The sequence below is a fragment of the Paenibacillus massiliensis subsp. panacisoli DSM 21345 genome, assembly GCF_000426545.1.
Lineage (GTDB): Bacteria > Bacillota > Bacilli > Paenibacillales > Paenibacillaceae > Paenibacillus > Paenibacillus panacisoli.
Genome location: NZ_AUFO01000017.1, coordinates 94,847 through 114,031 on the forward strand (window position 1 = coordinate 94,847; position 19,185 = coordinate 114,031).

19 protein-coding genes and 1 pseudogene are annotated in these 19,185 nt (G+C 49.5%); 16 read left to right on the top strand and 4 right to left on the bottom strand.

Translation table 11 applies throughout. The features are described from left to right. Positions 1–61: 61 nt before the first annotated feature. Genes K331_RS0114670 through K331_RS0114680 form a run of 3 tightly spaced genes read right to left on the bottom strand, consistent with a single transcriptional unit; the run spans position 62 to position 2,005 of the window. A complete protein-coding gene (locus K331_RS0114670) occupies positions 62–1,177 on the bottom strand; it encodes a PTS fructose transporter subunit IIC (protein ID WP_028590892.1) in 1,116 nt (371 codons plus the stop codon). 55 nt (positions 1,178–1,232) lie between these two features. Continuing rightward, complete coding sequence (locus K331_RS0114675; protein ID WP_028590893.1) at positions 1,233–1,550, bottom strand: PTS fructose transporter subunit IIB; 318 nt, start codon at positions 1,548–1,550, stop codon at positions 1,233–1,235. Then, a complete protein-coding gene (locus tag K331_RS0114680) occupies positions 1,550–2,005 on the bottom strand; it encodes a PTS sugar transporter subunit IIA (RefSeq protein ID WP_028590894.1) in 456 nt (151 codons plus the stop codon). Before K331_RS0114680 ends, K331_RS0114675 begins: the two co-directional genes overlap by 1 nt. 285 nt (positions 2,006–2,290) lie before the next feature. Here K331_RS0114680 and K331_RS0114685 point away from each other — a divergent pair, with 285 nt between their 5' ends. The 5 genes from K331_RS0114685 to K331_RS0114705 all read left to right on the top strand — a co-directional run bounded on the left by K331_RS0114685 (position 2,291) and on the right by K331_RS0114705 (position 4,859). Beyond that, positions 2,291–2,746: a LytTR family DNA-binding domain-containing protein gene (locus K331_RS0114685; RefSeq protein WP_018885328.1), complete on the top strand. Its 456-nt coding sequence runs from the start codon at positions 2,291–2,293 to the stop codon at positions 2,744–2,746. After that, positions 2,747–3,154 (top strand): DUF3021 family protein, encoded by a 408-nt coding sequence (locus K331_RS0114690; RefSeq protein WP_018885327.1) that lies wholly within the window; start codon positions 2,747–2,749, stop codon positions 3,152–3,154. It begins immediately after the preceding gene. Between the two features lie 148 nt (positions 3,155–3,302). After that, entirely contained in the window at positions 3,303–3,806 is a 504-nt protein-coding gene (locus tag K331_RS0114695) for a DUF6622 family protein (RefSeq protein ID WP_028590895.1), read from the top strand. 261 nt (positions 3,807–4,067) lie between these two features. Beyond that, positions 4,068–4,487: a methyl-accepting chemotaxis protein gene (locus tag K331_RS0114700; RefSeq protein WP_018885325.1), complete on the top strand. Its 420-nt coding sequence runs from the start codon at positions 4,068–4,070 to the stop codon at positions 4,485–4,487. A 15-nt stretch (positions 4,488–4,502) separates the two neighbouring features. Beyond that, a complete protein-coding gene (locus K331_RS0114705) occupies positions 4,503–4,859 on the top strand; it encodes a restriction endonuclease subunit S domain-containing protein (RefSeq protein ID WP_028590896.1) in 357 nt (118 codons plus the stop codon). Positions 4,860–5,212: 353 nt separating this feature from the next. Here the strand turns inward: K331_RS0114705 and K331_RS29640 are convergent, their stop codons facing one another. After that, positions 5,213–7,921 carry an endo-1,4-beta-xylanase gene (locus tag K331_RS29640; protein WP_036634972.1) on the bottom strand — a complete coding sequence of 903 codons (2,709 nt, stop codon included), beginning with the start codon at positions 7,919–7,921 and terminating at the stop codon, positions 5,213–5,215. A gap of 421 nt (positions 7,922–8,342) precedes the next feature. Here K331_RS29640 and K331_RS0114715 point away from each other — a divergent pair, with 421 nt between their 5' ends. From K331_RS0114715 to K331_RS31480, 11 genes and pseudogenes are all read left to right on the top strand, one after another. Continuing rightward, positions 8,343–9,098, top strand: a complete 756-nt coding sequence (locus K331_RS0114715; RefSeq protein ID WP_028590897.1) for an ABC transporter ATP-binding protein — start codon at positions 8,343–8,345, stop codon at positions 9,096–9,098. Next, on the top strand, positions 9,095–9,856 hold the full coding sequence (locus K331_RS0114720) for an ABC transporter permease (protein WP_028590898.1): 762 nt from the start codon (positions 9,095–9,097) through the stop codon (positions 9,854–9,856). The genes K331_RS0114715 and K331_RS0114720 overlap by 4 nt, the downstream gene beginning before the upstream one ends. Positions 9,857–10,071: 215 nt before the next feature. Continuing rightward, positions 10,072–10,686, top strand: coding sequence for an RNA polymerase sigma factor (locus K331_RS0114725; protein WP_028590899.1), 615 nt, complete (start codon positions 10,072–10,074; stop codon positions 10,684–10,686). Between the two features lie 126 nt (positions 10,687–10,812). Further along, entirely contained in the window at positions 10,813–11,265 is a 453-nt protein-coding gene (locus tag K331_RS0114730) for a hypothetical protein (RefSeq protein WP_028590900.1), read from the top strand. A gap of 60 nt (positions 11,266–11,325) precedes the next feature. Continuing rightward, entirely contained in the window at positions 11,326–12,486 is a 1,161-nt protein-coding gene (locus tag K331_RS29645) for an amidase domain-containing protein (protein ID WP_051289849.1), read from the top strand. Positions 12,487–12,601: 115 nt separating this feature from the next. After that, the gene (locus K331_RS0114740; protein WP_028590901.1) at positions 12,602–13,285 is read left to right on the top strand and encodes a hypothetical protein; all 684 of its coding nucleotides are present in this window, start codon (positions 12,602–12,604) and stop codon (positions 13,283–13,285) included. Between the two features lie 208 nt (positions 13,286–13,493). Then, the gene (locus tag K331_RS0114745) at positions 13,494–15,128 is read left to right on the top strand and encodes a helix-turn-helix domain-containing protein (RefSeq protein ID WP_028590902.1); all 1,635 of its coding nucleotides are present in this window, start codon (positions 13,494–13,496) and stop codon (positions 15,126–15,128) included. Positions 15,129–15,308: 180 nt separating this feature from the next. Continuing rightward, positions 15,309–16,292 (top strand): FecCD family ABC transporter permease, encoded by a 984-nt coding sequence (locus K331_RS0114750; protein WP_404821491.1) that lies wholly within the window; start codon positions 15,309–15,311, stop codon positions 16,290–16,292. Then, on the top strand, positions 16,289–17,323 hold the full coding sequence (locus tag K331_RS0114755) for a FecCD family ABC transporter permease (protein WP_084165480.1): 1,035 nt from the start codon (positions 16,289–16,291) through the stop codon (positions 17,321–17,323). The genes K331_RS0114750 and K331_RS0114755 overlap by 4 nt, the downstream gene beginning before the upstream one ends. 56 nt (positions 17,324–17,379) lie before the next feature. Beyond that, a complete protein-coding gene (locus K331_RS0114760; protein ID WP_028590905.1) occupies positions 17,380–18,345 on the top strand; it encodes an ABC transporter substrate-binding protein in 966 nt (321 codons plus the stop codon). A 299-nt stretch (positions 18,346–18,644) separates the two neighbouring features. Then, positions 18,645–18,945: pseudogene (locus K331_RS31480) on the top strand (transposase); the annotation flags it as partial. Between the last annotated feature and the right edge of the window lie 240 nt (positions 18,946–19,185).

The window sequence follows — 19,185 nt, forward strand, 5'->3', positions numbered from 1 at the left end:
ATTCTACATTTTCGAACTCTACAGTGCTGCATATCAAGCAGTTATACAGCAAGCTAATTCCTTAGTCGAAGACAAGCTCAATCTCTTCGCCGTTCTTCTTCACGGAAGCGTCCTTGGACGCGGCCTTCTGCTCTTCCTCATCCTTGAAGTTCACCAGCATGGTACCGCCTGCGATCAGGAGTGCCCCAACAATGCCGCCTGCCAGATAGGCCAGCGGAGTCCCAACGGAAATGGCGCCATACAGCCCACCAATCGGTGGCATAATGACATGAGCGCCCAGCAGAGCCGTCACCGCAGCACCCGCTGCACAGGCGATCATATTGACGGGAATTAGCTTCGCCGGATTGCGCAGTGTGAATGGAATGGCCCCTTCCGTAATACCGATTACGCCCATAATGACGGAACCTTTGCCTGCCTCGCGGAACGTCTTGGAGAAGCGTGCTCTCATCAGCAGTGTTGCCAGGCCATAGCCGAGCGGCGGGATGCAGATGGCAATATTGATGAAGATATTCGGCAAATACACCCCGGAGAGGAACAGCGCGTTGCCAGCCATCCAGGCTGCCTTGTTGACGGGACCCCCCAGGTCAAAGCCAATCATGGCCCCAAGAATTATTGCCAGGACGATTGCATTCGTACCGCTCTGACTCATGTATTGCAGCCAGTTCACCAGATACGTATTGATGGCGCTCAGTGGGCCTCCCAGAACGACGGCCATCAGGACGCCTGTCAGGCCGACGGTAATGAGCGGCAGGATAATCAGGGGGACAGAGCCAGCTGCCGGACCGGTAATTTTGACCTTATTGCGCACCCATAGGGTGATGTATCCGGCAAAAAAGCCGGAGATCAGAGCTCCAAGGAAGCCAGCGTTGGTCTGCTGGGCAAGTACGCCGCCGATCAGACCTGCAGCGAGGGCGGGCTTATCGGCAATCGAGTAGGCAATGAAGCCGGACAATACGATGGTCAGCAGGCCGATACCGCTCCAGCCCACATTTTCCACCAGATACAGAATATGAAGGAATCCGCTTTCATCTTTATACGGACCAAAATCGGTGACGCCCATCGTCAATCCGATGATTTTACACACAGCGACAATAAGCGATCCGGCAATAATGACCGGCAGCAAATATGAAATACCTGTCATCAGATGTGTTTTTGCTTCGCTTAACCATTTCTTCATCGTAATCTCTCCTCATAGGAAGATATCCCCGGCTGACCGGGGCAAAGAGTATTAATTATTGCTTGGCGGCTACCGCCTGAACCGCTTTGGTCAGGACTGCCTCCGCATTGTTCACGGCATGGCCGATCTTGACACGTACAATCTGCTTATCCTCGAATCGCTCCATGTCCTTGACGGTCTGATCCGAGGCGATCAAGACGAAGCTGGCTTCTGCAATATCCTCTGTAGTCAGCTTGTTAACCTGGCCCATTGCGCCTTGTTGCTCGACCTTGATCTCATAGCCAAGCTGCTGTGCAGCTTTTTCGAGCGCTTTGGCTGCCATCGGTGTATGGGCAAGGCCTGCAATGCAAGAAGTAACGCCAACGATTTTCATCATGATACCAATCCTTCCGTATGTTGTTGTAGCAGTGCGTAGATGTCCTCCGACTGCTGTGCCTGTGCAATGGCTGTCTTGAAGGAGTCCTCCAGTAGCAGTGTCGCCAGGGATGAAATGATCTGCAGATGAGACATATCCACCTGATGCTTCGGTACGAGAATTGTGAAAATGTACTGAACTGGTTTGCCGTCATGAGCGGCCCAGTCAATCGGTTCCTCCAGACGAATCACCATAACGGCCGGTTGCTGAATAGCTGTGCTCTGGGTATGCGGAATGGCGAAATGATCCTGCAGGCCAGTGGAGTAGATATGCTCGCGCTCCCACAGATCCTGTATCACCTGCTCGGGGTGAACGGTTAGCTGTAGCTTGGCTGCTTGCTCGGCAATGAATTCAAATACGGCCTGCTTGCTGTGCAGGGGCTGATCCAGAAAAATATGTTCTTTTGTAATCATTGAAGGTCTCTCCTCCTTCCTTACATCTCTATAGTGGGTGCGTGTCTTGCTATGCGTCTTGCTATTTACTGCTATGGGTACTGCTATGTGTCTTGACGTCTATAAGCGCTTACAGGACCATTGTAGCCGATAGGCTGGACGGTTTTAATCTAGAAAATTTCCGCGTGCTGCGGAAAATCGTTAGCAGATGCTTGTGGCTTCGTGTATACCCTGCATATGCGGAGGCTGTGAAGAAATCTCGGACGCGTGCTATAATCTCCTCAGCATGCAGAGAGGAGTGTGGCGGTGAAGGTTAACATTAGCATGATCCCAGCCGAGGAAGAGGAGGAAGTCCACCTCCACATCCATACGATGAGTGAGACGATCACACAGGCTATCCAACTGTTGACCTCTCCGGACAAGACAGTCAAGCATTTGCTAGGCAAGCAGGACGGGACCTTTTACAAGCTTGACGTCGATGAAGTCTTCTATCTCGAATCCATTGACCGTAGACTATTCGTCTACACGGGCACGCAGACCTATGAGCTGGCGGACAAGCTGTACGTGCTGGAAGAGCAGTTATCCGGGCTTGGCTTCGTGCGAATATCCAAATCCATGCTGCTGAATCTGAACAAGATTCATTCCTTCTATCCCAAGCTTAGCGGTAATCTGGAGGCGGTCCTAATCAATCAGGAGAAGGTATCCATCTCAAGACGGTATGTGCCTGGTCTGAAAAAGCAGCTGGGAATGAGGGAGGCGTAAATGATGATTCGCCGGATTCAGCAGGTACTGCGGCTCAGCGCCACGATTTTCACCGTGTGTGTAGTGCTTCAGCTAGTAACTGGTCATCAAGTGAATAATGAGATGCTGCTCGGGCTGCTCATTTGCTCTGTTGGGGCATCTCTGGTGAGATTTTTATTATTTAGAGAGTTCTTGGCGGAAGCCACCGTTGCTAAGCAATTGCTGTATATGCTGGTCGTGTGGCTGATGGTCGTGGCCTTTAACTTCTTGTTCCAGTGGGGAATGTCCGTGGGCGGTATATTCGGCAATGCAGGCTTGGTGCTTATTACATACGTGTGTGTCCGCTTCATCAGCTATCGGCATGACAAGACCGAGGTTAGAGAAATGAACAGGCTATTGGAGCAGCTCAGAAGAAAGGATACGCCGTAGAGGAACCCCCGTGGAGGGTGCAATTCATGTGTTAAAAAAGACCGCTTAGGCAGGCGATTAAGCCGCTTGCGTCAGAGTCTATTGTTCCTGCTGCATGGTTAGTGTACGCTTGGGCCACATAAGATCATGTGGGAGGAAGGGACATCTGATGTTTATTGTAGAGGTTATTCGACAGACGCCGCTGTATATTTGGTTTTTGCTGGCTTTTCTTATTTTTCGAGGACTTCAATCGGCCAAGGACGGGGTGCTGAGCATTCCGAAGATGATGATCGTTCCAGTGATATTCATGCTATGGGGCTTGGAGACGATATTTACTCGCTTTGAGCATTTGGGAGTAGCGCTGGTGGGCTATTTGCTGTGTGCAGGTATGGGTACGCTCGCCGGGAATGCTCTATATGCGAAATACAGAACGATCTACCAAAAGGAGCAGCGCTTCTATCGCTCAGGTACCTATCTACCGCTGGTCATCATTCTGATGAATTTTGTAGTGAAATATGCGTTGAATGTCAGTCTGGCTTTGAATCCTTCGTTATATGGCAATCTGATGTTCACCGTGCTCTATTGTCTGTTCAGCGGTGTATCTGTCGGATTGTTCATTGGGGGCATCTGGAATGCGTATGTATGCTCATCACGCCTGAAATTCAGTATGTAGCATCTGGAAGACTTGCAAGCTGAGAAGAGCTGAGAGACAGCTCTTTTTTTCTTGTCTCGGAATCAAGAAGAAGGACTTGCAGGTCTCCAGAATCACTTGTTGTGCTGTGATATTTCATGGGTGTGTAGGCACGGGGCAAGAAGGTGTATACTTATGCCGAAAATGAGCGAATTTCCTTATCCAATTTATTGAAGAGCGACAGAGTTTGACATATAATCAAATGGATGAAGAATTTGTAAAACACACTGGGGGAGATCACGCATGTTTGTGGGAAAAGGCGCAGTTCGTGAAATGGCCAATGAAATCGACAAGGTAATCAGAGAAATCGACCAGATTACACAATCCAGAATTGACCGCGTATCCGATAAAATTGACTCTGAGTTAAACTCCTGTGGTCGTGAATTGTCCAATGCGGCTGCAACATTATCTCAAATTCGTCCTCTAATGGACAGACTGGTGGCTCAGGTCGGCCAAAATGCGCCTGATCATGTACAGGTTCTCGTCACATCGATTGCTCAGGAAGTGATTTCCAAGGCAACCGGCGCTGGTGCCAACATTGATGAAGTGCAGAAGAACATTAAGGACGTAGACAAGTTAACCAATGAAATCGATGATCTGACAGATGAGATCGATAAGCTGACAGACAAGATCGATGAAATTACAGATAAGTATCAGAAGTAGGGAGGACTGTTCCTGATGAGCGATTATACACCGCCTGTTGGTCAGCCGAATTACATGTCTGCAGGATCGAATGGCTGGGGCAATAAGCAAGCCAAAGAAACCGCTGTGAGAATTGATCATATTGCTGATAAGGCCAAATTCGGTATTGAAATGCTGGGCACCGGCGTATCGGGTATTGATGCGATCGAGAAGGAATTGATCGAGCTATCCCATGCTCCGAATCCGCCGACGCAAGAACAAATTCGTGCCATGGCACACCGTCTGGATGCGCATCAGAAGCAGATTCAGCAGGCTTTGGATCGCATTAAGGAAATGATGACTGACATTGAGAGACAGGCCGATTCGATTCATAATCAGCGTAATTCCTGGTAAGAAATACACTAGGAAATACACTGAGATTTCAGCCAGAACTCATACTGAGCCATTATTAGACTCATATATGAATTGTGCAATAATCATACGCTAGAGTGCATTCCATGCATCTCTTGGAACAGGTACCCGGATACGAGTCAGAGCCTCGGGTGCAGGCTCCTGGGGATGCTTTTTATTTTAAGGTAATAGATTGTAAGTTATCAGCGGAGCTGAGCATTTCGATTATCCTAAGAAGAACTTCCGCTAAGAGTGTCTATGTTGTGTGAAAGTGTGTCGATAGACATTCTTTTTATTGACGGACGAAGAACCCCAGGCATCAACTGCCTGGGGCTCACGATATCTCTCCGTTCTGATTAGGGCTGAGTTGACCCAGCTGGCTGGCCTGTAAGGGTCAGTATACCGAATACAGAAGGGTCCATGTACGCATTACCGGACGTATCATTCCATGTAGCGACGCTCTGACGGGCTCCATCTTTGGCGTCATTAATCTGTACATCGAAGCCGAGCTTCGTGTTATTCGCTCCTGTGATGACTCGCAGCGGGATCTTAGCCTCTACCGTGTAATTCGTTCCCGATACCTGGACCGCGGAGACGAAGCCATTCGCAATGCTGGTCGGATTGAAGGAAGCCTCATTGTTATAGTTCACACGATATTGCCCATCGTCCTCTTGATAGAAGGTCGTCATGTCATTTCGCTCATCCAGGAATATTTCAATGGAATCCTGCTCCCAGACATTAGCGCTGCTCTTGTCGAGCTGGGCGTCATTGACTTGAATGAGCACATACAGGTAATTCTCATCCCAGAGTGCCTTCGCTACTCCGATAGCACCCTGCCATGCCGTCTGATAGCGGTTGACGGGAATGGCAGGTGCTGTGCTCCAGACTGCGTCTACGGTCCCGTCAATGATAGGTGTGCCATAGGCGGCCGTAGCTTGCAGTGCAGGAATAGGCTCGGGGGCATGCTCGGCAATGAAGCGATCGGGATCAATAACGCCGTAGTAGGCAGGCTTGGCCTGCAGATTCTTGTCAAACAGCAGCGGATTGGAGGAGGAACGCCAGCTAGTGCCATCATCCAATCCCCAGACCGTGACACGCTTGATGGCATCGGCATGCTCCTTGAATAGCTTGAATAGCTGGGCGTAAAGGAAGCCTTGCGCATTAGCAAGTCTGTCTGGAAGCTGATAGTCGCTGCCAGCTTGAATATCCAGCTCCGTGATGCTAACCTCCACACCGAGATTAATGAACCGCTCCAGCGATAATCTTACATTCTCCGGGTTCGTGTTGACATTGTAATGACCTTGCATGCCGATTCCGTCAATTAACAGCTTACCCGGATGTGCAAGTGCATAGCGGTCGTTGATCTCTTCAACCATCCGGGCAATGGCTTGGGCCTTATTCTGGTTATCTTCATTGTAGTCATTGTAATACAGCTTGATATCCCACTCTGGATGATCATCCAGCACCTCACGGGCTGCCAGGAAGGCTTGCTCGACATAATCCGGGCCTATCGACTGATACCAGGGGGACTGGCGGAGGGAGGCTTCCCAATTGGTCGGATTCGGAGGATTATCACTCATAGCCTCGTTCACGACATCCCAGGAGATGACCCGATCACCGAAGTGCTCCATGACCGTGCGAATATGGGTCCGCATATTGGTTAGCGCTTCCTCGCGGCCCAGTGGAATGGCGTTGTTCTGGGCATCCGGTCTTGTATTCATCCATTCCGGGGATTGCTGATGCCATACCAGCACATGGCCATGCATTTGCATACCCTCGTCCAGTACCTTGTTCACCATAGTATCAGCGGCTGTGAAGGTGAATTGCCCTTTGGTGGGCTGCAAGGCATCTGGCTTCATGGCATTGCCTGCAGTAGCCGTATTATGATGCAGCTTCAGCAATTGCAGACGGACACCACTCAGATCCTCGGCAGTAATAGCGTTGCCAATCAGAAATTCATTCTGGTAGGCTGCCTTGATGGGCGTAAGGTCGTCTTCAATGACAATCGGACCGGAACCTGACCTGCGGAGGTTAATATCATCAATATAGAAGGAGGCCGTGCTGTTACTCGCGCTCTCGATATATATTGTCAAATACTCACTGCTGACATTGTTATAACGATAGGAGCCTTCGAAGAGCACCCAGCCGTCACTCGTACTGATCGTCTTGGGCGCAAGCGTGATATAGTTGGCGCTGCTGCCTTGACCGATCTGGGAGGAAAGCTGAAGCTGCGCGCTGGCGGGAGCTATGAGCTTGACCCAGGCGGATATCGTATATTCGTGTCCCTGGTCAACATAAGGCTCGATCCGCAAGGTAGGGCCATGCCAGGTACTGCTGCGGCCCTCGACCTTCAGCGCGTAGCCGCCGCCAGGAGTATGGTTCGTTTCATTTGTAACAGTCAGTGTCTCAGAGCCGGACCGCCCGGTGAATCCGCTGGCTGTCTGATTTTCAAAGGTAATGGGTGTGAACGGCTGAGCAGGAGGTCGTGGTGGATTCTCGCCCCCGGTGTTGCCCTGCTGTGTGACCAGAATATCTCCAATGTAAAAGGGTACAGAAGCGCCGTTACTGTTGGACTGGACTCGTAGTGTCGTATCCTTGGTGGTGTCCACGGTGAATTCCTTCGTTAGTGTAATGGCTGTGCCAGCTTCATAATTGGCGTTAGCCAGCAAAGCATAGCTGCTGACCGTCTGGAGGTAGGCTTGAGCACCGGAAGGCACAGCTACTGTAGGGTCTACATAGACAGATACTGTGACGGTATACGTACGTCCATTCACCAGTCCCATGTCGCTGAAGCGGAAGTCCGCTGCATCCCAGTTGTTCTGACGGTTGCTCACGTATAAAGCTGCTCCGTCGTCGTTACCGCTGAAGACCTTTCCAGTGACGGGAGTCAGGTGAGCTCCGCCGGACTGTACCGCAATACCTTTTCCTTGGGTAAATGATTCATGGTATACCGTCTCTACAGCAGGAGGGTCTGCCGCCTCAGCAGCGGGGGTCCATAAGCCTGTCGGAAGCAGTACAGCCATGGCCAGAACCAGCGAGAATGCTTGCCTCAGTCTTGATCTCATACGCACACACTCCTCACAATAATTTTAAAATAAACCAAATTAAGCGCTTACAATATTTTGCGTAACAGGACACACCTCCCTTCTCAACACCAATTATACGCGCCAATGGGCCATGCCTTTACTTAGGAAAGTATAGAATCTTCTTTGGTATGTATAGAAGGTACTTGGTCTAATAGAAGGTTCATGGTATGTATAGAGGTCCTTCGTATATATAGAAGAACCTTGATACATACAGAGGATCTCGCTGATATTTTTGAAAAAAGCACCCTTCATGATCGTGGTATAATAGGTCGGCGAATCATTTCTATTTTCTTCACGGTGATTGATGAAGCTCTGAATGCTTGTCTCTAGCCGTATGAAGAGTAACATTGCACCGGGAACATACATACACGACGACTCACGGGTCAAGGGAGGAAAGGAATTGCACCCTTTATTTGAAATACGTCATCTACGCAAGCGACATTGGAAAAAGGGAGGAGAGGAGGTAGCTGATCGCTATATCGTCTTGGATCTGTCGACTGCGATTGCTCAGCCGGATCGAATTGCTCTGGTTGGAGCATCTGGTCAGGGCAAGAGTACACTGCTAAGGATGCTGGCTCTGCTGGAGCCTGCTGATGGAGGAGAGCTATTGCTGAAAGGCCACTCCTGCACCAGTATGCACACACGGCAATGGCGCCAGAAGGTATGTTATGTGGCTCAACAGGCCATTATGCTGCCAGGCAGTGTAGAGGACAACCTCAGAACGGTCAGCCGACTGCACGGAACGGCGTACGATGCCAAGCTTGTGCGTCAGCTTTTGGACCGTTGTGGTCTGGGGGGCATGGATCTCGACAAGCGTGCCGAGGATTGCTCTGGAGGAGAGAAGCAGCGCATTTCCTTGATTCGTTCGCTCTTGCTGCGTCCGGAAGTCCTGTTATTGGATGAGATTACAGCCTCACTCGACGTCAGCAGCACGCAAAAGATTGAAGAGCTTCTGCAGTATTGGCATACCACCGAAGGTACCTCTTACATATGGGTTACACATGATCTGGAGCAGGCTGGACGAATTAGTAGTACCGCATGGTTTCTGAATCAGGGAATGCTAATGGAGCAGCCTAGCCACGAACTGGTTCAGCATCCCCCTGAAGCATTGGCGCGGAGAGTTCTGGAGTACGCAGACAGCGAGGGCATATCATGAGTCTACTGTCCCTCAGCTTCACGCTGCTGTTCATTGTGGGCACCATGCTAGTCTCTGTGTGGCAGCGGCTTGGCCTGGAGAAGGACATTGCGGTTGGTACATTGCGCTCAGCGATACAACTGCTGGCAGTCGGCTACGTGCTGCAGTTTATTTTCCAGACCGACCATCTTGCGTATATCGTGCTTATTGTCATCTTCATGATCTGCGTTGCCTCCTGGAATGCTGCCAAGCGCGGCAAGGGCTTGCACGGTATCGTCTGGCGGATCGCACTGGCCATAACGGTGAGTGAGGTGCTTATGATGAGTATTCTATTAGGACTTGGTATTATTGACCCGACGCCCCAGTACATCATTCCAATTAGCGGCATGACCATCGGTAGCTCCATGATTGTCTCGGGCCTGTTCATTAACCATCTCAAGAGCCAGATTCAGCAGAGCAAGGGAGAGATTGAGACGTTACTATCACTAGGGGCAACGGCTCAGCAAGCCCTGCAGGGGGTCCGAAAACGTGCTGTAAAATTCAGCATGATTCCGACAATTGACGGGATGAAGACCGTGGGATTAGTCCAGCTTCCCGGGATGATGACAGGAATGATCATCGCCGGAACCGATCCAGTGATTGCCGTACGGTATCAGATTCTGATTGTCTTCTCCTTCACCTGCGCTGCTGCTGTAACCAGCATTCTCCTCAGCGTATTGATATACAAGCTGTTCTTCACCTCTGATCTGCAGCTGCGACCTATGGCTGATGCGAAGTAGCTAGGGTGTAGCTATACATTTGGGAAAATAGCAGTGATATACCATATGGGGACACCACAGAAGAGCTGTAAGAGATTACGGCTCTTTTGGTATTTTTATAAATATTTACATATGGATTGAAATTAAAACATTTTTCCAGTATGGTATAAATAGAAACATAATATTCCATAAAATCCACTGAGAAGAAACCAAATCTTGTAAAATGGAGGGGTAACATGATTGTTCTATCCATTTTTGCTAGAGCTCGTATGGAGGATCAGCTTTTTATGACGGAATTGTATCAGCAATACTATCCTTATATGAGAAAAAAGGCACAATCCTTTGTGAAGGATGTGTATATCGTTGAAGATCTTATCCATGATGGATTTATGAAATTGTTGCCCAAGGCCTCTATTCTGCGTTCACTTGATGTCTCTAGAAGAACATCCTATATCTCACATACGATCAAGAGCGTATGTGTAGACTTCATTCGCAGACATATCCGCGATAAGCAGCGGAATATCGCAGGAGTAGAGAATATGGCTGAGCTGTTGGCTGCCTCTGAAGCCACACCGGAGGAAAGCTGTGTAGACAAGGAAAGCTATGAAGAGCTTGGTAGAGCCCTGGAAGGACTGTCGGCAAGAGATCAGCAATTGCTAGCGTACAAATATCAATTAGAGCTCAAGGATCAAGAGATGGCGCAGCTCATGAATATACCATCTCGCAATATCCAGACCTATTTAACCCGAGCTCGAAGGAGACTGCTATATAAGGTGTGTTGTGAGAGGGAGAGGACGAGTATACAGCACCCTGTAACCTCAGTAAGCAAGAGATCTAGTAATAACGGATGAATAATTTTACATATTTGTTATCCAGGGTGTTGTAAATCGGGGTCTTCTACGTCTTATATTTATGAGAAGTATAATTCATATTATTGAAATTACTTTAAAATTTTACTAATTAGGAGGGTGTTAGAAATGAACAAGAAATGGTTAGTCTTGATGACTGCTGTAACCTCACTGTTGCTGGTTCCAACTGCTGGCTTTGCCTCTGAGGCCAAGAGCCCGCTCTCGATGCAGGAACTGAGAAGTACTTCCGGAATCGGCGATATCACGCTTCAGAAGCTTTATTTTGATGAGAGCTCTTATCTGGATTATGAAGGAGAGACCGAATCTACCTTTAATTATGAGGTGAAGGATGGAAGCACGATCCGATACTGGCTGTTGGATGAGGACAAGGTAGGAATGACTGTCAAAATCTACGACGCCAGTAATAAGGTAGTAGCTACGGGCCAGACTTCTTCCTCGAATAATTGGAGAGTTCTCAGCACTTTTACTCCTGCTAGCAAAGATCAGACTTATCTTGTACGGGTTGTGTCGAACACGGGTGGTGGATATGAGCCTTACGAGCTTTCCGTTCGGGCGTATTAGAGCATGTAGAGCGTCAGTCCCATCTTGCATTCCCTATTCTCAAAGAGGAGGTTCTTCATTGTGAAAAAGCAAATGATAGCACTTGCTGTAGCTTCTACCATGCTGGTGGCTTTTCACCCAGCCGCTTCGGCGCAAGGCAGCAACGAGCTTCTGGGCCGGGCAGTAACCCCGGTAGTTGAACAAACAGAGGTGATCAGTAGTAGCTTGACTCTGGAGCAGCAGGAAAGAATCCTTGCGGATATCAAGGAGCAATTGCAGGCTAAGTATGGAAGCGTGTACAAGCTTGATAATTTCTCTGCAACATTCGAAGCACCCGTTGTGGAAGACCATATGATCTACATAGATCTGAATGTAGACGCTGATATGACCTTGACTAGACATCCGGCTGATAGCCCTTATGTTCAAGGGATGGAAGCAGCCCTTGCCGAAGTAACAGAGGATAGCGAGAGGGAGCTTGCTCAACTTGAAATAGACAATTTCCTGCAAGAGGTGGAGCCTTATTATAATACGCCTTCACCGTCAGCCTTCCTTTATAGAATCCAACTGGATAGTGGCAACGAGCTTAACACGAACAGCCTGTCCTCGTTCGACGAAAATAGCTCCTATGAGCTGTTCCATCGTGCGGATATAACGGAGGAGGAGGCGATTCTCACGCCTGTCAAGCCAGCAGAGACGCTGGATGAATCCTCTGCTAGCGAGCTAGGAAGACAGTCCATTCAAAGTGCGATTTCAAGTACGAATCAGCTTAGCCAGGTGATGAAGGCGGCCGTCAGCTATGATCGGATTGCAGCAAGGGACTACGCTCTCGACCATGGTCTGGATGAGCCGGAATTCTCCAAAGCGAACAATATGGGAAGCGATTGTGCTAACTTTGTATCCAAAGCCCTGCGGGCTGGCGGATTCCCCGTGGACAAGGCCGGCAAATGGCATCCTAGTCCCAAAGCAGGCTCTTATGCAGGAATTAACTGGATGCGGACAGGCTACTACAATAACGGCGGCGTAGTTCCGTATATGGTCGATAAGGGGTACTTTTACAAGCAAACCAAGCAAAACAAGGTTAATGCCGGAAGCATTCTGTCCAGAACCGATACAAGCCATGTGGCGCTGGTGACCTACGGGGACGGCAGTGTGATCAAGTATACCGAGCATTCCAACGTAAAAGTCAAAAAAACGAATGTTGTCTATGCGGGCGAAAAAGCGGAATTTTACATGCCTAACTAATATATAAGTGGTTAATGTGGGAAAGCATGAAACCCTAGACAAATGTCTCAGGGTTTTGTGCTTTCTGCTCAGCATTTCACAGACATGAAAATTGACACTGAAAGAGGAGATTTATGTGAAGCAATCCAAGAGGTATGTTACTGTACTTATGGCCGTAATATGTGCTGGCGCCCTGCTAGGCGGCTGTATGGACGGAGGCAATGACAAGCCACAAACGAATGAGCCACAGGAGTCCAATGGGCAGCAAGCCTTGAATGAGCAGATCACCAACAACGCCACCAGTCTATCGACTGAGCAGGGCAAGACTATATTTAAGGATATTCAAGATTTGTATTCGTCTATATACAACAGCGATATTAACAAATTGGAGAACTTCACGGTTGCATTCAGTAATGAACAGAAGCAGGGTACAGCCACATTCATTGATGCGAACGTAGAGGTGGACATGACTTTGATCAGACATCCAGAGGATAGTCCGCTGATTCAAGGCATGAAGAAGGCTATTGCTGAGATCAAGAATGATGCAGATCAGGCTAGAGCAGAGACAACGATGGAGGGATATTTGAAGGAAATGGAGGCGGAGTATAAGCAGACGACACGAGTTAATGCCCCCATGCAGATTGAGCTGGACACCAATAATGCGGGTGATTTCGCGTATACTCTGTACTATCTGGTAGAGAACGGTGGGGAGATCACCAAGTATCCTGCCAAGGAGTATTTCGAAGATCATTTTAAGGAAAATGCAGTAGACAAGGAGCAGCAGGGTTATGACCTGATTAAGCAGGAATTAGCGCAATAAGCAAAAGTCATTGATACCTATAGACTTCCTGAAGTTGCGATCGTATAATTGATATTGATTATCAGTGGGCAACCGTCATTTTGAGCTTATGGTGAAGAATTACACATATTCGTCCATAAACACTACCCTAGGGTAGTGTTTTCTTCGGATACGGCGGTTGGCTTCTATACATAGGCTGAGAGATGGTTCGTAAGGGGGCTGCACCGACATGCAGATACCGCTACAAAATAATAACTTTTTGAAGAAAGCCAGGTTAGAGATTGAGGAGATTGGTCAGGCGAAGGGAGCTCCCGACTGGGCTGATGGACGACCGTTGAAGCACCATCTGTTGCTGTATGTTCGCGGGAAAGCCGAACTAACTGTTCACGGGATGACACGAAGTCTGGAGCGCGAGTCTTTGCATCTATATGTTCCCGATACGGGCGTACACCTCATTGGTTCTGTGAATGCCAAGATCGAGGTGTACTGGATATCGTTCGATATTTATAGATTAATGGAGAGCACAGAAGAGACACGACAATATCATCGAGATCATAGCTTTCCTGTGGAGGGACAGCTTCCCATGGGAGGAGGTCGCTTCAGAAGGCTACTGCATGTGTTGAGCTCAGTCAAGTCTGGTTATGAGAGCCTGAATCCGTATATAGTCCCGCAGCATTTGCATGATTTGCTGGCAGAGCTGCTAAGAGCGGCGGAGTCGCGTGAGTGGAAGGATATGGAGCAGCGGCTCAGGGCAACCGTCGATTACATGCATGAGTATTATCGCGAGGATGTGCGTATCGAGAAGCTTGCAGAGCTGGCGCAGCTTCACCCTTCCTATTACTCTCAGGTGTTCAAGCGTTCTTATGGTAAGACGCCAGTGGTTTATTTAACCCAGCTACGAATGAATAAGGCCAAAGAGATGCTGCTGCAGACAGACCATTCCGTTCAAAATATTGCAGCGAAGGTCGGTTACAGAGATGAATTTTATTTTAGCAGACGATTTAAAGAGACCAGTGGGTACTCTCCCAGTATTTTTCCGCAGAAGAAGCATTTGAATCTAATCTCGTTATCATCGGCTTACACAGATCATCTGTTTACACTTGGGCTGAAGCCGATGGCTGCCCAAATGCACAGTCACATGCCCCTTGTTACCCAGAGTCTAAACCTGCCGGAGCATGCCTCTGATCCATGGAATATCAGCCGGGAGGATTTTCTAGCTATGAAGCCGGACCTGATCGTGTGTAAGGACAATGTGCTGGACAAAGCGAAGGAGCATATTAACGATATTGCTCCCATCATTGCCATCCCATGGACCAGCGCGGACGTGTACAGCCACTTGATGAGCATTGCGAGCCTTGTGGATCGGGAGCAGCAGGCAAAGTTGTGGATGGAGCATCATGAAGCCAGAGCTGAGCAGCTTCGCAAAAAAGTGCGCTCAAGGGCAGGCTCTGGCACCGTTGCGATCTGTGTCTGCCGTGAGCATGAGCTTCGAATGTATGGTGCGCGAAATTTCGGTCACGTATTTTATCGCTCTTTACAGATGCAGCCCCCTGTTCGCATTCAGCAGCAGCTTGACAAGCACCCGGCTGGATCGCATTTCAACTGGATTGCAATGACTCCGGATGACATTCGGCACTATGAGGCTGACTATCTATTCGTCGCAATAGAGACAGAACAAGATAAGCAGCGAGTATTGGAGTGGCAGCATAGCAATCCTTACTGGCGCGGACATCCGGCGGTCAGGCATGGGCGTGTCTATTTTCTGAAGTGGGACAAGTGGCTCGTGTATGCTCCATTTGTGATCAATCAACAACTGGAGGAAGCGTCACAGCTGCTGTGTCAGTCTCCCAGTCTGAGTGAATAATAGAAATGACCCTATTGGTGTATGCTGATCTAAAAATAGTCCAAAGCCGAATCTATAAAATTGTCATGGAATAATAGAGCGTTCCAATTATAATAATTTTATATGATAATGATTATCATGTTCAATTCGTGAAAAGGAGGCATGCAGCTCCCCAATATGATGAAAAAGACCAAACGATGGATGACCTGCATGTGGTTCATGGCTGCCATGGCAGGATTGCTGATAACGATGTTCATGGCCATCTCCTTTGGTGCGAAGGAATTAACTCTAAGTACAGTGTGGGCAGCGGTGTTTCACTACAACGAAGCGATCAGTGCCCATCAGATCATACATGAGCTCAGGTTGCCGCGTGTGCTGGGTGCTGTATTCAGCGGTATGGCTTTTGCCGTAGCAGGGGCTCTTATGCAGGGGGTCACCCGTAATCCACTAGCCGATAGCGGTATTCTGGGAGTCAATGCAGGATCAGCCTTCGCGGTGGCTTTATGCTTTGCTTTCCTACCAGGATTGTCTTATGGAGGACTCATCCTGTTCTCCTTCGCGGGTGCAGCGCTGACGACGGTGTTCATTGTATTGCTGGGGCTATCCCAGCCTGGGGGGATGACGACACTGCGTCTGACGATTGCAGGCTCCGTGGTGGCTGCGATTCTGCATGCACTAAGTACAGGGGTGGCGATCTATTTTGAACTTAGCCAGGATCTTGCCTTCTGGTATGCAGGAGGAGTGGCTGGCGTGACCTGGGAGCAGCTACGCTGGTTCACCCCCATTGTCGCAGTGACCATTCTGTGGTCCATTCTGATGGGCCGCTCGGTCACGTTCATGTCGCTTGGGGATGAATCAGCAGTCAATCTGGGTGTACATGTGAATCGCGTCAGATTACTGGGATTGACCGCTGCCGTGATACTAGCAGGAGCCTCAGTGTCTGTAGCTGGCTCCATCGCCTTTGTGGGGCTGGTCGTCCCACACATTGCCCGGAGGCTCGTAGGCGTGGACTATCGTGTACTGATTCCCTTCTCAGCTCTGCTTGGCGGAATCCTGCTTGTGCTGGCTGACTTTGCTTCCCGTATGGTGAGCCCTCCTCGAGAGTTCGCTATTGGCGCTATGGTAGCTATGGTCGGGGTCCCCTTCTTCCTGTATCTTTCCCGCAAAGAAAGGAGGGAGCTATGAGCATGAATCCGTATCAGCTGGCTCAGCACAAGAAACGCAGGGTGCTGCTCATTGGTGCCATTTGCTGTGCTGCAGCGATAGGCGCTATTCTCATCGGCCTCAACACAGGAACGATTGCATTATCGCCTCTGGAGGTGTGGAGGACCCTGCTCGGAGGAGGCTCTCCGACAGAGCAGATGATTTTGTTTGATTATCGCCTGCCGCGTATTTTGGTCACTGTGCTCGCCGGGATTGGTCTTGGGATCGCAGGTGCGGTCTTTCAGGGCGCGACACGCAATGCACTTGCTGACCCTGGCATCCTCGGGATTAATAATGGGGCTGCTCTTGGGCTGATTGTGTTCGTTTCTTTTTTTCGAACGATGGAGGGGCCTGCAGCCTTGCTCATTCCGATATTCACGTTCATGGGGGGCGCGGTCTGTGCGGTGATCATCTTCTTGTTCGCCTATGAACGGCATAAGGGTCTCATCCCCATTCGGCTCATCCTCGTTGGTATCGCGGTAGCAGCCGGCTTCAGCGCCCTGACACTGCTGTTGTCCCTGAGGCTGGATCCAGATACCTATGCGTTTGCAGCCCGTTGGCTAGCAGGGAGCATCTGGGGAAGAGACTGGGTGCATGTGTGGTCCCTGTTGCCATGGATCGCTGTGCTGGTCCCGTTGATCTATTATCGTGCGAAGCTGCTGGATCTGTTCGCCCTCGGCGATGAGATCTCCTACAGCTTGGGGAATCCGGTGAATCGGGAGCGGCTGCTGCTACTGTCGATGGCCGTTGCCCTGTCCTGTGCCAGTGTATCCATGACTGGGGGAATTGGCTTCATCGGCCTGATCGCACCGCATATCGCCAAGCGACTGGTCGGGCCACGGCATCGATATTTTCTGCCGATAGCGGCCATGATCGGGTTAGTCGTGCTAGTAGCGGCTGATACGATCGGCAGGTGGATTTTTCGGCCAAACGCCATTCCTGCGGGAGTCGTCGTGGCGCTCATCGGAGGTCCCTATTTCTTATACCTTTTATTCAAGTCCAAGGCAGCATAGATTCCTATTTTCAAAAGTGCCATGTGATAACACGACATCTGGAGGTAATGAACAACATGAAGAAAATTTCCCTATTGCTTATGTCCATTCTGCTGATCGGGCTGCTGGCAGCTTGTGGTCAGTCATCCGGCTCAACGACGCAGGCTACCCAACCGTTGGGGACTGCTGATAGCTCCAATACGAACACTTCTGGCGAGGGCACCGAGAATCTCGTACACGATCCGAATGCCAAGATCGCGTCCATGTCCATTCATATTACGAACAATCTGTTGGCCCTGGGCATTAAGCCTGCGGGGTCCGTTGTAGGGGGCGATGTGAAGGACTTCTTGCCCCATGTAGCAGATCAACTGCAGGGAGTAGAGAAGCTGGGTGTTGTAACAGACCCTGATATGGAAGCGGTACTGGGCTTGCAGCCGGACGTCATCTATATCGACAAGGTCTACTCGGAGAAGGATCTGGACAAGTTCCAGAAGATTGCACCGACCATTGTAGTTGATATGGACAATGGGACGTGGCGCGATCACCTGAAGCAGGTTGCGAAGCACGTAGGACTGGAGGAGAAGGCGGAACAGTACATCGCGGATTATGATGCCAAGGCCGAGCGTGTGAGCCAATTGATTCATAGCAAGCTGGGGGAAGACGCCAAGGTCATGACGATTCGTATGACGGCCAAGGAACTTCGGGTCATGGGAACCAAGCGTCCGCTCGGACCGATTATGTTCGACGATCTGAAGCTGAAGATGGCGGATGGCGTAGAGAATATTTCGGCGGATGAGCCTTACCAAGTCATCTCGAAGGAAGTACTTCCTGATTTCAATGCAGATGCTATCTTTGTCATTATCAGCAAAGGTAATGAGGCCAAAGCCAAGTTCGAGGAATTGGAGCAGAATGCGGTCTGGCAGAACCTGAAGGCCGTGAAGGACAAGCATGTCTACATTCTGGACGGTCAGAAATGGCTGGATTACTCTTCCCTTGGTCAAAGCATGGCACTGGACGATGCGGAGCAGCTATTTTCTAAATAACATGCGTTCTGCTTCGACCTTTGCTCTATCATCGCAATGTGTGGTGTTGGTTGATATTTCTCTCGCCAACGCTCACCCCTAAAACGGGCTGTCTCAAAAGCCATGAAATGGCTGCTTGGGTCAGCCTTGTTTTACGTAGGATATACGTAGGCTTTTGGGGCGGACGCTCCGTGAACGGACCGTTGTTACAATCGCTGTTCTCCCCAGATTTAATTTATTCTTCTAAGCGGTGAAAATCCGGGGACAAAGGCGACCGCTGCCGCTTTTCCACAATCAGTCCGTCCTCTCCACTGTTCAAGCGGGAGAACATCCTCTTCATGCGGCTGGCTGGACGGCAGCGGCCAGACTTTCGTACCTTGAACCGCTTCCGTTCCCAGCGGATGCAGAGTGTTCTCGAAGTCGTATTTACCGCCGTGGTTCAGTTTCTGGCTGACGAAAAATACGTTTCTTTAGAGCAGTACTTTGTGGACGGAACCAAAATCGAGGCTAATGCTAACCGTTATACGTTTTGTATGGGGCAATGCAGTCAGTAAACACAAAGCCAAACTGCAGGAAAAGGTACACGACCTGATTGCTGACATTGAAGCGGTAGAAGAGGAGGTCGGCTGGCTTTCGCTCGCCCATAATCTATTGAAGCAAGCTGCAAATAACCAAAAACACAGAGCAGCGATTCTCTAATAATGGGAGAATCGCTGCTCTGTTGACGTTTAAGCTTTTGAGAAGACAACAGGCCAGTAGAATATCTACTTATGGGACAGCCCCTTTTGTTATGTCAACTTTCATTCTAGTACCTTGACCGAATCTGATTTCATGTTGAATGGTCTGGAGAGATAGCGGTTA

What these genes read in the sequence shown, in the direction of transcription:
- K331_RS0114720 (WP_028590898.1), top strand. Translation starts at nt 9,095, where the DNA reads ATGAGTCTACTGTCCCTCAGCTTCACGCTGCTGTTCATTGTGGGCACC.
- K331_RS0114750 (WP_404821491.1), top strand. Translation starts at nt 15,309, where the DNA reads ATGACCTGCATGTGGTTCATGGCTGCCATGGCAGGATTGCTGATAACG.
- K331_RS0114755 (WP_084165480.1), top strand. Translation starts at nt 16,289, where the DNA reads ATGAGCATGAATCCGTATCAGCTGGCTCAGCACAAGAAACGCAGGGTG.
- K331_RS0114745 (WP_028590902.1), top strand. Translation starts at nt 13,494, where the DNA reads ATGCAGATACCGCTACAAAATAATAACTTTTTGAAGAAAGCCAGGTTA.
- K331_RS0114725 (WP_028590899.1), top strand. Translation starts at nt 10,072, where the DNA reads ATGATTGTTCTATCCATTTTTGCTAGAGCTCGTATGGAGGATCAGCTT.
- K331_RS0114670 (WP_028590892.1), bottom strand. Translation starts at nt 1,177, where the DNA reads ATGAAGAAATGGTTAAGCGAAGCAAAAACACATCTGATGACAGGTATT.
- K331_RS0114705 (WP_028590896.1), top strand. Translation starts at nt 4,503, where the DNA reads ATGAGCGATTATACACCGCCTGTTGGTCAGCCGAATTACATGTCTGCA.
- K331_RS0114695 (WP_028590895.1), top strand. Translation starts at nt 3,303, where the DNA reads ATGTTTATTGTAGAGGTTATTCGACAGACGCCGCTGTATATTTGGTTT.
- K331_RS0114690 (WP_018885327.1), top strand. Translation starts at nt 2,747, where the DNA reads ATGATGATTCGCCGGATTCAGCAGGTACTGCGGCTCAGCGCCACGATT.
- K331_RS0114760 (WP_028590905.1), top strand. Translation starts at nt 17,380, where the DNA reads ATGAAGAAAATTTCCCTATTGCTTATGTCCATTCTGCTGATCGGGCTG.
- K331_RS0114675 (WP_028590893.1), bottom strand. Translation starts at nt 1,550, where the DNA reads ATGAAAATCGTTGGCGTTACTTCTTGCATTGCAGGCCTTGCCCATACA.
- K331_RS0114730 (WP_028590900.1), top strand. Translation starts at nt 10,813, where the DNA reads ATGAACAAGAAATGGTTAGTCTTGATGACTGCTGTAACCTCACTGTTG.
- K331_RS0114700 (WP_018885325.1), top strand. Translation starts at nt 4,068, where the DNA reads ATGTTTGTGGGAAAAGGCGCAGTTCGTGAAATGGCCAATGAAATCGAC.
- K331_RS0114680 (WP_028590894.1), bottom strand. Translation starts at nt 2,005, where the DNA reads ATGATTACAAAAGAACATATTTTTCTGGATCAGCCCCTGCACAGCAAG.
- K331_RS29640 (WP_036634972.1), bottom strand. Translation starts at nt 7,921, where the DNA reads ATGAGATCAAGACTGAGGCAAGCATTCTCGCTGGTTCTGGCCATGGCT.